At 73.3% G+C, this 14,970-nt stretch carries 13 protein-coding genes; 2 read left to right on the forward strand and 11 right to left on the reverse strand.

Annotated elements, in window-relative coordinates; all coding sequences use genetic code 11:
- From ACFRCG_RS34865 to dnaK, 7 genes are all read right to left on the reverse strand, one after another.
- Positions 1 to 1,475, reverse strand: a 1,475-nt coding sequence (locus tag ACFRCG_RS34865) for a DUF4157 domain-containing protein (protein WP_380038969.1), incomplete at its 3' end; no start/stop codon positions are given.
- On the reverse strand, positions 1,475 to 3,511 hold the full coding sequence (locus ACFRCG_RS34870) for an AAA family ATPase (protein WP_380038971.1): 2,037 nt from the start codon (positions 3,509 to 3,511) through the stop codon (positions 1,475 to 1,477). The genes ACFRCG_RS34870 and ACFRCG_RS34865, both read right to left, overlap by 1 nt.
- 169 nt (positions 3,512 to 3,680) lie before the next feature.
- Positions 3,681 to 4,490, reverse strand: coding sequence for a LuxR C-terminal-related transcriptional regulator (locus ACFRCG_RS34875; protein ID WP_380038973.1), 810 nt, complete (start codon positions 4,488 to 4,490; stop codon positions 3,681 to 3,683).
- Positions 4,491 to 4,828: 338 nt separating this feature from the next.
- Positions 4,829 to 5,095, reverse strand: a complete 267-nt coding sequence (locus ACFRCG_RS34880; protein WP_380002618.1) for a DUF1876 domain-containing protein — start codon at positions 5,093 to 5,095, stop codon at positions 4,829 to 4,831.
- A 154-nt stretch (positions 5,096 to 5,249) separates the two neighbouring features.
- Positions 5,250 to 5,546: an acylphosphatase gene (locus tag ACFRCG_RS34885; protein WP_380038975.1), complete on the reverse strand. Its 297-nt coding sequence runs from the start codon at positions 5,544 to 5,546 to the stop codon at positions 5,250 to 5,252.
- Positions 5,543 to 6,070, reverse strand: coding sequence for a nucleotide exchange factor GrpE (gene grpE, locus ACFRCG_RS34890; protein WP_380038977.1), 528 nt, complete (start codon positions 6,068 to 6,070; stop codon positions 5,543 to 5,545). Before grpE ends, ACFRCG_RS34885 begins: the two co-directional genes overlap by 4 nt.
- A complete protein-coding gene (gene dnaK, locus ACFRCG_RS34895) occupies positions 6,067 to 7,941 on the reverse strand; it encodes a molecular chaperone DnaK (RefSeq protein ID WP_380038979.1) in 1,875 nt (624 codons plus the stop codon). Before dnaK ends, grpE begins: the two co-directional genes overlap by 4 nt.
- Before the next feature lie 170 nt (positions 7,942 to 8,111).
- On the opposite strand from dnaK, the gene ACFRCG_RS34900 reads away from it, so the two are divergent.
- Both ACFRCG_RS34900 and ACFRCG_RS34905 read left to right on the forward strand, forming a co-directional pair.
- Positions 8,112 to 9,038, forward strand: coding sequence for an HNH endonuclease (locus ACFRCG_RS34900; protein ID WP_380038981.1), 927 nt, complete (start codon positions 8,112 to 8,114; stop codon positions 9,036 to 9,038).
- 233 nt (positions 9,039 to 9,271) lie between these two features.
- The gene (locus ACFRCG_RS34905) at positions 9,272 to 10,099 is read left to right on the forward strand and encodes an inositol monophosphatase family protein (protein ID WP_380038983.1); all 828 of its coding nucleotides are present in this window, start codon (positions 9,272 to 9,274) and stop codon (positions 10,097 to 10,099) included.
- 80 nt (positions 10,100 to 10,179) lie between these two features.
- On the opposite strand, the gene iolD is transcribed toward ACFRCG_RS34905, so the two are convergent.
- The 4 genes from iolD to iolC all read right to left on the reverse strand — a co-directional run bounded on the left by iolD (position 10,180) and on the right by iolC (position 14,949).
- Positions 10,180 to 12,036, reverse strand: a complete 1,857-nt coding sequence (iolD, locus tag ACFRCG_RS34910; RefSeq protein ID WP_380038985.1) for a 3D-(3,5/4)-trihydroxycyclohexane-1,2-dione acylhydrolase (decyclizing) — start codon at positions 12,034 to 12,036, stop codon at positions 10,180 to 10,182.
- A gap of 62 nt (positions 12,037 to 12,098) precedes the next feature.
- On the reverse strand, positions 12,099 to 13,001 hold the full coding sequence (gene iolB, locus ACFRCG_RS34915) for a 5-deoxy-glucuronate isomerase (protein ID WP_380038987.1): 903 nt from the start codon (positions 12,999 to 13,001) through the stop codon (positions 12,099 to 12,101).
- Positions 12,998 to 13,915: an aldolase gene (locus tag ACFRCG_RS34920; protein WP_380038989.1), complete on the reverse strand. Its 918-nt coding sequence runs from the start codon at positions 13,913 to 13,915 to the stop codon at positions 12,998 to 13,000. The genes iolB and ACFRCG_RS34920 overlap by 4 nt, the downstream gene beginning before the upstream one ends.
- Positions 13,912 to 14,949 carry a 5-dehydro-2-deoxygluconokinase gene (iolC, locus tag ACFRCG_RS34925; protein WP_380038991.1) on the reverse strand — a complete coding sequence of 346 codons (1,038 nt, stop codon included), beginning with the start codon at positions 14,947 to 14,949 and terminating at the stop codon, positions 13,912 to 13,914. Before iolC ends, ACFRCG_RS34920 begins: the two co-directional genes overlap by 4 nt.
- Positions 14,950 to 14,970: the final 21 nt, after the last annotated feature.

Raw genomic sequence — 14,970 nt, forward strand, 5'->3', positions numbered from 1 at the left:
GCCGTGGTCGCCCCGGCCGGCGCCGTGCCCGCACCGGCGTGCGCGGGCGCCGGCGGCGGTCCCGCGGCATGCGCGTCGGCGGCCGACCGCGGCTGCTTCACGGGCGGCCCGGCATGCTCTCGGCCGCCGGTGTCCTCCGTACCGCCCGTGCCCCCGCCCGGTGCCTTCGAGCGTCGGTAGCCGGCGGCGTGCAGCAGGATCTGGTGCATCACCGCGATCAGCGCCCGCACCACCTCCTTGAGGTCCTGTTCGACCACCGCGTCGCGGTCCGGGCCGTGCGCGCCCTTCCAATCCACCCACAACTTCCGCACGGCCGGAGCGGTCGCCAACGTGGCCAACGCCGCGTCGAGCATCAGCGCCGCCAACCGCTTGCCCGCCGACGACGCGGCCAGCCCGGCCACGTTGAGCACGGCGCCGACGACCTGGAGCCAGAACCGCGAATCGGACGGCCAGCCCTCCGGATTGGCGTTGATCGCGTTCAGGATCGCCTCGACCGAACTCGCCACGCCCAGCACCTTGAGCGCGAGGAGCACCTCCTCTCCTCCGGTGTAGGCGAGGATGGTCTTCACCCCGAGTTGCACGGCGATCTGGGTCAGCTCGCGGTCGCTGAACAGGCTGCCGTCGTCGGGCGCCCGGCCGCCGCTGACCCGGTCGTAGTACGCCTCGGTCAGGTTGCCCGCCTGCGTGACCCCCGGCGAGAGCGCGGGTACACCGGTGTACGGGTCGACCAACTCCGCCGCCTTGGCCCGGTCGCGCACGGCGTCCAGGACGAATCCGCCGGAGGTTCCCTCGTACCACGCCTGGACCAGCTTCGTCTGGTCGTCCGACAGGCCGAGCAGCGACGCCGCCTTGCGCACGCCGAGGCGGCCCGCGTCGTGTGCTCCGTAGCCGAGGCCGATCAGGGTGTCCACGGCGCCGGTGACCTCCAGTGCGATGCCCTCGGTCGCGCCCAGCGCGACCATCGCCGCGGCGCGGTTCTCCCGCAGTTCGGCGCGCTCGGCCTCCTCTTCCGCCTCGTTCTTCGGCGCCCGGGACACCCCCGGCGCGGTGCCGCCCGCGACCGGGGCGGACAGGCCGGCCGCGGCCCGGGCACCCGCCGTGTGCGCGGCGCCTTCGGCGGCGGTACCCGAGGGGTGCACGCCCTGCGGGCCCGGCCGCGGGCCGCCGCGCCGCTGCTGCACCACGTGCGCGAGTTCGTGGCCGATCAGCGCCCGGCCCGCGGTCGAGTGCGGGTCGTAGCGCCCGGGGCCGAACACGACGTGCCGACCGACGGCGTAGGCCTTCGCGTCGAGCCGGTCGGCCGACGCCGCCGCGTCGGCGTCGGTGTGCACGACCACGTCGCCCAGGGACGTGCCGAACGAGCGCTCCATCGAGCCGCGCAGCGCCGCGTCCAGCGGCCGGGCCCGTTCGGCCCGTGCCTCCAACTCGGCCGGCAGGTGCGAGGCGGTGTGCCCCGCCTTCGGCTGCGCCGCCATCACCGCGCCCCGATCGTTGCGGGGGCCTGCGGGGAGGGCCCGATCTTGTCGTATTCGCGCTCCATCGCCCGAAGCACCGCCGCCCGGTCCACCGCGCGTCCCTCGGCGGCGGCCAGGTGCGCCGCCGCGACCGCGACGTTGTGGATGTGGCCGCCGGAGAGCGGGTAGTGCTCGGCCAGTTCGCCCAGGTCGACGTCCACGTCCCGGGGCAGCGCCGCCGGCCAGGCGCCCTGCCAGATCCGGCGCCGCTCGGCGGCCTCCGGGAACGGGAAGTGCACGCAGTAGGTCAGCCGCCGGATGAAGGCGTCGTCCATGTGGTGCAGGAGGTTGGTGGCCAGCACCGCGAGCCCGTCGTGGTCCTCCAACCGCTGGAGCAGATAGGCCACTTCGAGGTTGGCGTAGCGGTCGCGCGCGTCGTGCACCTCGCTGCGCTTGCCGAACAGCGCGTCGCACTCGTCGAACAGCAGCACGGCGTCGGTGCGCGCGGCGGCGGTGAACACGGCGTCCAGGTTCTGTTCGGTCTCGCCGATGTACTTGGACACCACCGATGCCAGGTCCACCCGGTAGAGCGGCAGCCCGAGCCGGCCCGCGACCAGGCGCGCGGCGAACGTCTTGCCGGTGCCGCTGGGGCCGGCGAACAACACCGACACGCCGCGGCCCAGACCCGGCCGGTCGGCGAAGCCGGATGCGTCGAGCACCGTGCGATGGGCGGTCAGGTGCGCGCACACGTCGCGCAGCCGCTCCCCGACGTCGTCGGGGACGATCAGCGCGGACCAGTCGTCGTACGTGCCCAACCGGGTGGCGAGTCGGCCCAGTTCGCCGCCGGTGACCCGGGCGGCGACGTCGACGACCTCGGCCGCGGTGGTGCGCAGCGGCGCGCCGGGCTCGGCCCGACCGCGGGCCCGGGCGGCGACCGCGTCCAGGGTCTGCCGCAACTCCGGCCCGGCCAGGTGGGTCCAGCCGGCCAGCGGGTCGGCGCCCGGCGTGCTCGCGACCTCGACACCGTGTGCGGCCAGGGCGGTGGCCAGGCCGCCGGGCACGCCGACCGCGCGGCGAACCGACAGCGCGGCCACCCGCTCGGCCGGCACGTCGGGACCGGTGGGGGCGAGTGTGTCGGGGCCGCCGACCACGACGACGTGGGTGAACCGCTCCCACACCGTGTCGGGCGGGCCGCCGGCGTGTGCGTCCACCACGAGTACGGCCTCGCGCAGCAGTGCCTCGGCGGCCAGGCCGGGCAGCAGGGCCGGATCGGCGAGCGCTTCGGGCCGTGCGGTCAGCATCCGCCGGCCGGCCCGCGCCACGCTCCACCACGCGACGTCCAGGCAGGTCGCGGCGGGCGCGCCGGACAGGTGGGTGAGCGAGGGCGCGTCGCCGACGAGCCGGGCGACCAGCGCGGCGGCGGCGATCGGGTCGGGTGCGTCGACCGGCGCGTAGGTGTCCACCGTCGCGAACGGGGCGAGCGCGTCGTCGAGTCGGCCGATCGCGAACAACCGGCGCAGCAGCACCGCCGAGGGCCGTACGGCGCCCGCGTAGGAGGGTCCGGAGCGCCTGCCGACCGGCTCCACCAGCCCGCACCGGAGCAGCGGACCGGCGGCGGACAACCGTACCGCGACCGCCGCCCGGTCCTCCCCGGTCTCGCAGCACAGCCGGGCGAGCAGGTCGAGCGTCGGGTACGGCTGCCCGGAGTCGCGTTGCAGCCAGGCGATCGCGCGGCCGTACGCCGGGTCGAGTTCGGGCGCGAGGATCAGCGCGAGCGCGGCGAGGTCGAACGGGTCGAAACCGCGTCGGGCCAGCGGCAGCGCCAGGTGGGCGGGCAGCGGCGGCCCGGTGATCAGCACCGGCGCGGGCCTCGGCGTATCCGCCAGCGCCTCGCGTACCTCGCCGTGGGAGGGGTACAGGCGTTCCAGCGAACTCTCGGCCGATTCGGGCCCGTTGGCCTGCACCGCCCGGGCCAGCACGTCCGCGATCCACCGCTCCAGGTCGGAGAGGTCGGGGAACACGGGTGCGCTCGAACCGATCGAGCCGGCAACGGCCATGACGAGATCGTTGATCATCGGCCCGAAGCGCGTCATCCACCCGCCGGTTCGGTCTTTGCCGAGCGCGGGAGTAGACCTCCACCACCGGTCGGCTCCGCCCGCCTCCACCTCGGATGGAGCGCGTCGTCCACCCGATCGGGTGGGCTCGTCGCGCCCCCCGAAGACCCGGCTATCCGGTCGTGGGCCCGCCACCGGCGGGTTGTTCGTGGTCCGGCGCCCGCCGGGTGCGCGGCGCGCGCGAACCCCACACGGGTGGCGGCACGGCGCGCGCCGCGCCGAGCGCTCGATCCGGTGCGCCGTCGGCCTCCACCCGGGCGCGGCCGAGGGGTTCGCCGGCGGGTGTCGCCCGCAGCAGGCCGGCGGCGGCCTCGCGGTGCGGGACGCGCAACTTCCGCAGTACGGCGTGCACATGGGTCTTGACCGTGGACAGACCGATGGACAGGCCCCGGGCGATCTCGTGGTTGGTCCTGCCCTCGGCGATCAGGAACAGGATCTCCCGCTCGCGCGCGGTCAGCGTCTCGGGCAGCCCCGACACGGTGCGCTGCGCGGCGACGGTGGGGGACTGTACGCGTTGCAGCAGCAGTGCGGCGATCCGAGGGCTGCACGAGGCCTCGCCGCGCACGACGCCGATGATCGCGGCGGCGGTCTGCGGGAGCGAGTATTCGCGGCCGATGAATCCGGCCACGCCCGCCTCGGCGGCGGTGATCACGTCGTCGCGGGACTCGTCCACGCCCATCGCGATCAGCCGGGTCTGCGGCGTCCCGCGTCGGATGGCGCGGATCGCGGGAATGCTGTCCGGCGTGCTCAGGTCCAGCAGGAGTACGGACGGGCGCAGCCGTCGTGCGCCGGCGACCGCCTCCGAGGCGGAGCCGCCCGACCCGACCAGCCGCAACGCGGGTTCGTCGGCGAGCGCCCGCACGGTGGCGTCGCGATAGATCCGGACCGGGGTGATCACGAGTACCTCGATCGCCACACTCATCGGCTCTGCTCTACCCCCCGCCGTCGCGGCCCGCGACACCCACCCGACGAGCACACACGGTAATCATTCGATCACGCCAAGAGATTCGCGTAATGGATACCCCACCAAATCCTCCGGAACACACCCGGCGACCGGCCACCGCCGGCCATCCACCCGCCATCCCGATCGGGCGGGCGAGTCGGCGTCGACCGACGGCTCCCAACCCCGGCGCCCCGGACGCGAACCGCCCACCACCCACGTCCGCCCGCCGTCCCGACCCGAGCGCGCGGGCCGGTGTCGGCCGGCGGTTCGCCGCCGGTCGGCACCGGCCCCGTCGAGCGCGGTCGGCCCCGCTCCGCTCAGGCGAGCGAGTGAACCGGCCGATTCGTCGACGACTCGATCTCGCCCGCCGCCTTGTCCAGCAGCTGCCGGGTCAGGTCGGTCAACGCCCGCGCCGCGGCGATCTCTTCGCCGACCGCCGGCTGATCCGGGTCGTCCGGATACCGGCTGGCGTGCGCGTGCGAGCGCAGCTCCGTACCGTCGCGCAGGCGCAGCAGCGCCGCGGCCTCGGTCCGCTTGCCGTCCTCCTTGAACTCCATCTCTATGTGCCATCCCACGATTTGCATACCTGTCGCCTCCAAGCCCCCGACTCCGTCGGTCCACTCGGTCGCCGCCGCCGCTTTCACCCCCTCTCACCAGGATGGTTCAATCAGCCACAAATCGGTAGTTTTACCGCGATCACTCACGCAGCCGACCCATCCGCTCACGCGGGCGGCCCGTTCATCGTTGCCGCAGAGCCGGTGTCGGGCGGATCTCGAACCCGACCAGCCCCTCCTCCACCGGATCCTCGTCGTACACGTACACCCGGTCGACGACGGCCAACGACGGCCCGCGCCCCGTCCACGCCGTCAGCCGCGCGACCTCGTCCGGCGCGCCCTCGAACACCGCCTCGACCGTGCCGTCCGGCAGATTCCGCACCCAGCCCGCGACACCGTGCCGCTCCGCGGTACCGCGGCACGTGTCCCGGAAGTAGACGCCCTGCACGTCTCCCGACACGACCACCCGCCGGCGACTCATCGCGCACCCGCCGGCGGCGGCCCGGTCACCGTCACCCGGGCCGGACGCAGCAGCCGATCGCCCACCCGATACCCCGGCTCGTGCACCGTCGAGCAGATCGGCGGATCGACCCCGGCCGCCACGTGCAGCGCCACCGCGTCGTGCACGTACGGGTCGAACACGTCGCCCACCGCCCCGAACGCGCGCAGCCCGAGCGCCGCGAGGGCGTCCTCCAGCGCGTCGACGACACTCGCCACCCCCGGCGTCAGATCACCGGCGGCCCGCGCCCGATCGAAGCCGTCCACCACCGGCAGCAGCGGCGTGAGCACATTGGCCAACGCCGCCTCCCGCACCGCCAGCCGGTCCCGCCGCACATGCCGCCGATAGCCGTCGTAGTCCGCCCGGAGCCGGCACAACTCGTCCACCCGCTCGGTCACCTGCTCGCGCTGCGCCGCGATCTCGGCCAGCAGCGACGCCACGACCGGCGACGGTGGCTGCCCGGCCGGAACCGGCAGCAGTCCCGGTCCGGGAGAGATCCGGTTCATGCGGTCCCACCTCCGCGTTTGTCGTCGTCGACGATCTCGGCGTCGACGACCTCGTCCTCGTCGGCGTCGGCCTCGGCCGCGGTGCCGCCCGCCGCGCCGGCCGCGCCTTCCGCGCCCGGCTGGGCGTTCGCGTACATCGCGGTGCCCAGCTTCTGGCTGACCGTGCTCACCCGTTCCGCCGCCTCGCGGATCGCGGCCGTGTCCTCGCCCGCGAGCGCCTCGCGGAGCGCGGTCAGCGCCGTCTCCACCTCGCCCTTGACGTCCGCCGGCACCTTGTCCCCGTTGTCCTTGAGGAACTTCTCGGTGCTGTACACCAGTTGCTCGGCCTGGTTGCGGGTCTCCGCGCTCTCCCGCCGCTGGTGGTCCTCCTCCGCGTGCGCCTCCGCCTCGCGCATCATCCGGTCGATGTCGTCCTTCGGCAGACTGGAACCGCCGGTGATGGTCATCGACTGCTCCTTGCCCGTACCCAGGTCCTTCGCGGACACGTGCACGATGCCGTTCGCGTCGATGTCGAACATCACCTCGATCTGCGGCAACCCGCGCGGCGCGGGCGGCAGACCGGTCAGCTCGAACATGCCCAGCCGCTTGTTGTACGCGGCGATCTCGCGCTCACCCTGGAACACCTGGATCTGCACCGACGGCTGATTGTCGTCCGCCGTGGTGAAGATCTCCGAACGCTTCGTCGGGATCGTGGTGTTGCGCTCGATCAGCTTGGTCATGATGCCGCCCTTGGTCTCGATACCCAGCGAGAGCGGCGTGACGTCCAGCAGCAGGACGTCCTTGACCTCACCCTTCAACACGCCCGCCTGGAGCGCGGCGCCGACGGCCACCACCTCGTCCGGGTTGACGCCCTTGTTCGGCTCCTTGCCGCCGGTCAGCTCCCGGACCAGCTCGGTCACGGCCGGCATCCGGGTCGAACCGCCGACCAGGACCACCTGATCGACCTTCTCGACGGAGATCCCCGCGTCGTCGATCGCCGCGTGGAACGGGGCCCGGCAGCGCTGGAGCAGGTCCGCCGTGAGCTGCTGGAACTGGGCCCGGGTCAGCTTCTCGTCCAGGTGCAACGGGCCCTCGGGCGACGCGGTGATGTAGGGCAGGTTGATCGACGTCTCGGTCGCGCTGGACAACTCGACCTTGGCCTTCTCCGCCGCCTCGCGCAGCCGCTGTACCGCCATCTTGTCCTTGGACAGGTCGATCCCGTGCGCGTTCTTGAACTGCTTGACCAGGTGGTCCATCACCCGCTGGTCCCAGTCGTCGCCGCCGAGATGCGTGTCGCCGTGCGTGGCCTTGACCTCCACGACCCCCTCGCCGATCTCCAGGAGCGAGACGTCGAACGTGCCGCCGCCCAGGTCGAACACCAGGATCATCTGGTCGCGCACCTTGTCCAGCCCGTACGCCAGCGCCGCCGCCGTCGGCTCGTTCACGATCCGCAACACCTGGAGGCCCGCGATCTCCCCGGCCTCCTTGGTGGCCTGCCGCTGGGCGTCGTCGAAATACGCCGGCACGGTCACCACGGCGTCGGTGACCTTCTCGCCCAGATACGCCTCGGCGTCGCGCTTGAGCTTCTGCAACACCCGCGCGGAGATCTCCTGCGCGGTGTACCGCTTGCCGTCGATGTCGCCGGTCTCGGGAAAGTGCCAGGTGTTGTCGCCCATGTGCCGCTTGACCGACCGCGCGGTGCGCTCGACGTTGGTCACCGCCTGGCGTTTGGCCACCTCACCGACCAGGACCTCGCCGTTCTTCGCGAAGGCGACCACCGACGGCGTCGTCCGAGCCCCTTCCGCGTTCGCGATGACGGTGGGCTCACCGGCCTCCAGAACCGCGACCACCGAGTTCGTCGTACCGAGGTCGATACCAACAGGACGTGCCATGAGGGGGCTCCTCGACTCTCACGCGCTCCGACGCCCCACCCACCCCAGGCCCATCCGCCGAACGCTCGCACCTTCCGGCCGCACGGATACCACTACCCCCTCATCATGACCCACCAGCCCAACCTCAACCCACCGCACGGATTGTCGGCCCGCTTTCGTACGCTCGGCCGATGACGTCGACGCTGCTCGACCAATTGCGGACCATGCGGACGCACCACATGGGCGACACGCCCACCCGACACAAGCCCATCGCGATCCTGTGGGCCATCGGACGCGAGCCGACCCCCGAGGACCGGCTGATCCCGTGGCCGGTCTTCCGGGACGGGGTGCGTCCGCTGCTGAAACGCTTCGGGCGCACACCCAACCAGATCACCCCGGAATACCCGTTCTGGTATCTCGCCGGCGAGTTCTGGCAGGTCACCGGCCGCACCGCGGACAACAGGCGCTTCCCCGGGATCCGCGTACTGGAGGCGACCGGCGCCGTCGCGGGCTTCACCCGGCCGGCGGTCGCCGAACTCGCCGACCGGGCCCGCCGCGCCGAGGTCGTCGCGCACCTGCTGGACACCTGGTTCCCCGACGTCGACCACGAGCAGCTTTTGACCGCTGTCGGCATCGGGGAGGGCGACGACCCGCCGCCCCCGGACGGCGTCCCGAATCCCACGCCGGACCCGACCGACGACACACCTCCCGCCCGGATCGTCCGGACCACGAGCGGTTACGACCGTGATTCACGAGTCGTGCAGATGCTCAAGGCGATGTACGACGACGAATGCCAGATCTGCTCGACCACCGTGCGCGGCCGGGCCGGCACGCGCAGCAGCGACGGGGCACACGTGCGCCCGCTCGGGGAGGGCGGGCCGGACAACCTGACGAACCTGCTGTGCCTGTGCCCCAACCATCACCGCCGACTCGATCGACAGGGCATCCACATCGGCGCGGGCGGCGTCGTCTACGTCACCGACACGTTCGAGGTCGAGGGCACCCTGACGTTCCGCTCCGACCATCGCCTGAATCCCGCGCACATCCGCCACCACCGGATCGCCTGCGGGGTCGCCCCCGACCCGGACGAGCAGCCGCCCGCGGCCACCGGGGACTGAGTCCGCCGATCGTTGGGTCCGCCGACGCGGCCGTGCGGCGGTTGTGGCGCGGGCCAACTTGGTGGTGGTGGGGGGTGGGGGTCGACATAATGCTGGGGCAAGGAGTTGCAGGGCGGCGAGTCGGTGTCGGGGCGGTCTTCGCGTGGGGCGTGGGTCGGGTGTGGGGGCCGGTGGGTGCTCCGTGGTCGATCGGGCATCGGTTTCATCGAGCGCCGTAGGCAAGGAGCGTCATCGTGGTCTTCCCCCTCCCCCGTACGCTTGCGGCGCTGCGCGTCGCCCGAGAGGCCGCCCAGGTCATTCGCCGGGCCGGGCGACCACGGCGGATCCGGCTCAAGTCGTCGTCCGCCGACCTGGTCACCGCGACCGATCTGCGCGTGGAGAAACTGGTTCGGGCGTGGCTGGGCAGCCACTATCCGCAGGACGCGGTGGTCGGCGAAGAGGGCGGCGGGCTGGCCGAGTTGGACCTCGGTCGCCCCACCTGGTTCGTCGATCCGCTCGACGGCACCACCAACTTCGCGCACGGACTGCCGCACTACGCCTGCGCGATCGCGTTCTGGGACGGCGAACGACTCGCCCTGGGCGTGGTCGCGGACGCGACGCGGCGCCGGACGTACTGGGCCGAGGCCGGGCGCGGGGCGTACGAGGGCCGCAAACGCCTGCACGTCTCGGACACCCGCACCCTGGGCCGCAGCGTGATCGCCACCGGTTTCCCGCCGTCGCGGGCGACCGACCCGGACAACAACCTGGCCGAGTTCCTGTCGGTGGTCAACGACACCCGTGACGTGCGGCGGTTGGGCTGCGCCGGTATCGACCTGTCCTGGGTGGCCGCGAGCCGGCTCGACGCCTATTGGGAGCAGCGCTGCGGTCCGTGGGACTGGGCGCCCGGAGCGATCCTGGTCCGCGAGGCGGGCGGTCGGGCCACCACCTTCGAGGGCGACGACTGGAAGCCCGGTGACGGGGAGTTGGTCGCCTCCAACGGCGCCATCCACGACCGTCTGCTTCGCTCGTTCGCCGAGGCGCGAGCGGGCGCGGGCCTGCCGGCACGCCCGATCGCGGCCTGATCGCGAGCCGATCGCGGCCTGTTCGCGCGAAGGTGGGCTCGGGTGGAACGATCCACCCGAGCCCGGCGGCGCGGGCCCGGTCAGCCCCGGGCCGTACGCTCCGCTCTCGCCTCGTCCATCCGGTGTCGGGCCGCCGTCACTTCCGGGCGGGCGGAGAGTTCGGGGACGCCGACCTCCCACCACGCGCCGGATTCGGTCCAGTGGTTCGGGCTGGTGCGCACCACCACCACGGCCGGCCGCCGCGACGCCCGCGCCGCCGTGTACGCCTTCTCCAGGTCGGCCACCGTGTCGGCGGTGAACACCTCCGCGCCCAACGCGGCGGCGTGCGCGGCGAAGTCGACCCGGTGGTCGGCGGCGGCGCCCGGTCCCCGGCAGTCGGTGATCATGTTGTTGAACGGCGCGGCCCCCTGCCCCTCCTGCAAGCGCGCGATCACCGCGTAGCCGCCGTTGTCGCAGACCACCGCGACGAACCGGTGCCCGGACAACACCGCCGAGTACACCTCGGAGTTGAGCATCAGATACGACCCGTCGCCCAGGAGCGTGGTGACCACCCCCTCGGGCCGCGCCATCGCCGCGCCCCACGCGCCCGCGATCTCGTAGCCCATGCAGGAGAACCCGTACTCGACGTCCATCGTCGGCGCCCCGACCGCGCCCACCGACCGCCAGCCGCCCACCAGTTCGCCGGGCAGCCCGCCGCTGGCGGTGAGTACGTAGTCCTGCGGACCGGCCAACCGGTTGACCACGCCAACGACCTGCGCGTACGTCGGCGGATCCGCCGGATCGCCCGGCGCGCGCAGTGCGTCGATCGTGCCGTCCCAGGCCCGGCGTTCGCTCGCGGCGCGCGCGGTCCAGGCCGGATCCGGCCGCCAATCGCCCAGCAGCGGGGCCAGTTCGCGCAGCGCCTCTCGCGCGTCCCCCGTCACCGGCGCCGCGCCGCGCTTGACCGCGTCGAACCGGGCCGCGTTGATCGACACCAGGCGCGCGTCGGCGGCGAAGACCGTCCAGGACGCGGTGGTGAAGTCCTGGAGGCGGGTGCCCACGGCCAGGATCAAATCCGCGTCCGCCGCGAGCGCGTTCGCCGACGCGGATCCGGTGACACCCAACGGCCCGGCGTGCAGCGGGTGTTCGTGCGGCAGCAGGGTGCGCCCCGCGACCGTCTCGGCGAACGGGACACCGTACGCCTCGGCGAGTGCCAGCACCTCCGCCGCCGCGTCCGCGTACCGCACCCCGCCGCCCACCACCAGCAACGGCCGCGCGGCCGCCCGCACCAGCGCCGCCGCGTCCGCCAGTTCGCCCAGGTCCGGGCGCGGGCGCACCGGCCGATGCAGCCGGGGCGCGAACATCGCGACCGGAAAGTCGTACGCCTGCCCCTGCACGTCCTGCGGCAGCGCCAGCGTGACCGGCCCGCAGTCGGCGGGATCCGTGAGCACCCGGGCCACCTGCGGCAGCGTGGCGATCAGCTGCTCCGGCCGGGTGATCCGGTCCCAGTAGCGACTCACCGAGCGGAACGCGTCGTTGACCGTGCCGCCGGGGTCGTGGAAGTGCTCGACCTGTTGCAGCACCGGATCGGGCGCCCGGCTCGCGAAGGTGTCCCCGACCAGGAGCAGCAGCGGCAGCCGATTGGCGTGCGCCACACCCGCCGCGGTGACCATGTTCAGCGCGCCGGGCCCGATCGAGGACGTGGCGACCATCACCTGGCGGCGCTGCGTCGCCCGCGCGTAGCCGACCGCCGCGAGCGCCATGCCCTGTTCGTTCTGACCGCGCCACACCGGGAGTCGCCCACCGGCCTCGTGCAGCGCGTCGCCCAGGCCGAGCACGTTGCCGTGGCCGAAGATGGCGAACACGCCCGGGAACAGCGGCACTCGGCGGCCGTCCACGAGTTCGCTCCCCTGGGCGATCAGCCAGCGCACGAGAGCCTGGGCGGTGGTCAGCCGCACAGTGGCTCCGGACGTCGGCGCCGGAGGCATCGGAGGCATCGGAGGCACCGGAGTCGTCGCAGTCATCGGCTTCCTCCGTCGGGGGCGGGCGGCGAGGTGAGCGGGCAGCGCGGATCGACCGGCTGTCCGGCCCAACTGTCCCGTACCCAGTGGTGGGCGGGGTCGTCGCAGGCGAGCATCGCGCGATCGGCGGCGGGTCCGGCCATCACGTTCAGGTAGTAGAGGTGGTGTCCGGGAGTGGCCACGCACGGGCCGTGGTAGCCGCGCGGGACCAGGAAGACGTCCCCGTCGCGCACCGTCACGGTCTCGTCGATCGAGCCGTCGGCGGTGTAGGTGCGGTGCAGCCCGAAGCCCTCCCGGTCGGGGGTGCGCCCGTCCCGGCCGGCCACCCGGAAGTAGTAGATCTCCTCGTTGACGACCTCGTGCGCGCTCGCCTCGTCGTGCTTGTGCGGCGGGAAGGACGACCAGTTGCCGTCCGGGGTCAGGATCTCGCAGACCACCAGCTTGTCCGCGTCGAACGCCTCCGGCGTCAGCAGGTTGTTCGCCTGCCGGGTGGCCCGACCCGCGCCGCGCACCTCGACCGGCACGTCGGCGGCCGGCCCGTACGCGGGATCCAGCCGTCGGGTCGCCCGCGCCGAGGCCAACGCCACCTCGCACCCGTGCGCCGCGCTCAGCCGCAGTTCCGCGTCGCGCGGGACGTACGCGAAGTCCGGCACGGCGGTGAACACCGTCTCGCGCCCGACCAGTTCGAACCGGCGGCCCTCGGTCTCCACGGTCAGCCCACCGGCCAGCGGGATCACCGCCACCTCGTGGTCCCCGGTGTCCAGCACGCGCCGGCCCCCCGGCGGCAGGTGGATCACCCGCAGGCCGCTGTAGCGCCAGCCGGCCAGTTCGGGCGTGATCAGCAGCGGGTCGTCGGCGCCGCCCGCCGTGCCCCAGGGGTGGAACAGTCGCGGGTCGCTCACACGATCACCTCCGCCGCGCGCGGATTGGCCGCGCGCAGGATCCGCGCGGCGGCGTCCACCGCGCCGCGCACGTCCCCGTCGGCCGGATACAGCAGCGCCCGGCCCACCACCAGGCCGCGCACCGCCGGTTGCGCGAGCGCCCGGCCCCACGAGGACAGGTCGGCCCCCGGATCGGTGGACGGCACCCCGCCCAGCACCACGGTCGGCAGGGTCGTGGCGCCGGCCACCTTGTCCGGCTCGTCGGTCGCGGGCAGCTTCAGCCAGGTGTAGGCGGAGGTCGTCCCCAGCGCGGAGGCGACCGTCACGGCCCGCACGTTGGCCTCGGTCGAGCGATCCAGGACCAGCCGCCCGGACGTGTCGCGCCGATAGGGCAGCGGTTCGATCATCGCCCGGATCCCCCGGTCGGCCAGCTCGCTCACCGCCCGTGCGCAACCCTCCAGGGTGGGTATCGTGCCGGCGTCGGCGTCCACGATGCGCAACAACATCTTGCCGCCGTCGAGCCGGTAGCGGTCGATGGCCTCGGCGTCGTACCCGGTGAACCGGTCGTCGATCTCCCACGACGCGCCGGCCAGGCCGCCCCGATTCATCGACCCGATCACCACCTTGTCCTCGAGGACGCCCAGGAGCAGCAACTCCTCGATCACGTCGGGTGTGCCCAACACCCCGTCCACGTCCGGGTGTTCCAGGGCGGTGACCAACCGGTCGAGGAGGTCGCGCCGGTCGGCCATGGCGAGCGCGTCGCCGCCCACCCCCAGCGAGCCGCGTCCGGGGTGGTCGGCGGCGACCAGGAAGAGGGTGCCGTGCGGGGAGAGCAGGCTCGGTCGGCGACGGCGCTCGTCGTACGCGGCGAGAACCGCGTCGGGCCGATTCGCCCGGGTCGCGAGCAGGGTGTTCCAGTCGTGGTCGCTGATCACGTTCGGGTCTCCAACATCGGGTGGTTCACGATCGGGTGGTTCACATTCGTTGCGTGTGCGCCCAGCAGTTCCGCTATCTCCCCCGGCGTGGGCATCGCGTCCGCGCACGCGAGCCGCCCCGCCACCAGCGCTCCGGCGGCGTTGGCGAACTCGGCGATCCGCACCGGATCCCACCCGGACAGCAGGCCGTGCACGAGCGCGCCCCCGAACGCGTCGCCCGCGCCGAGCCCGCACACCACCTCGACCCGACGCGGCGCCACCGTGTGGCTGCCCTCGGCGGTGGCCACCAGGACACCCTCGGCGCCCTTCTTGACCAGGGCCAGCCGCACCCCCCGAGCCAGCAACCGCCTCGCGGCCTCGTCCGGATCGGCCGTGCCCACCGCGATCTCCACCTCGGCCCGGTTGCCCACCACCACGGTGGCCTCGTCGACGAGCGCGCCGATGTGCCGCGAGGCGGTGTCCCGGTCCGGCCAGAACATCGGCCGATAGTCGAGGTCGAGCACGGTGTGCTCGCGCCGACCGCGCGCGGCCAGCATCCGCAGATGTGTGCCGCGCGAGGTCTCGACACTGGCGCCGGTCCCGGTCACCCACAACACCGGGACCCGGCGGACCAGATCCCACGGCACGTCCGCGTCGGTGAGCGTGAGATCGGGCGCGGTCGGCAGTCGGTAGAACAGCAGCGGCGGATCCTCCGGCGGGTCGAGCGCGCAGAACACCACCGGGGTCAACAGCCGTTCGTGCGTGGACACCCAGGCGGGATCGACCCCGAACCCGGTCAGCGCGTCGCGGACGAAGGTGCCGAACGGATCCGCGCCGACCTTGGTCAACACCGCCGATCGACGGCCGAGCCGGGCCGCGGCGACCGCCACGTTGGTGGCGGTGCCGCCCAGGAACCGGGCGAAGGTCTCGACCCGGTCGAGCGAGACGCCGCTCTGCTGCGGGTACAGATCCACCCCGACTCGTCCGACCGTCAGCACCTCGGGCTCGATGTCGAAAGGCCCGCCGCGCTCCGGCTCCGCCGTGGGCCCGGTCATGCCCGCACCCCCGTCATGGCT

Origin of the sequence: Embleya sp. NPDC056575, from assembly GCF_042793325.1 — a bacterium.
In the GTDB taxonomy this organism is placed as follows: Bacteria; Actinomycetota; Actinomycetes; order Streptomycetales; family Streptomycetaceae; genus Embleya.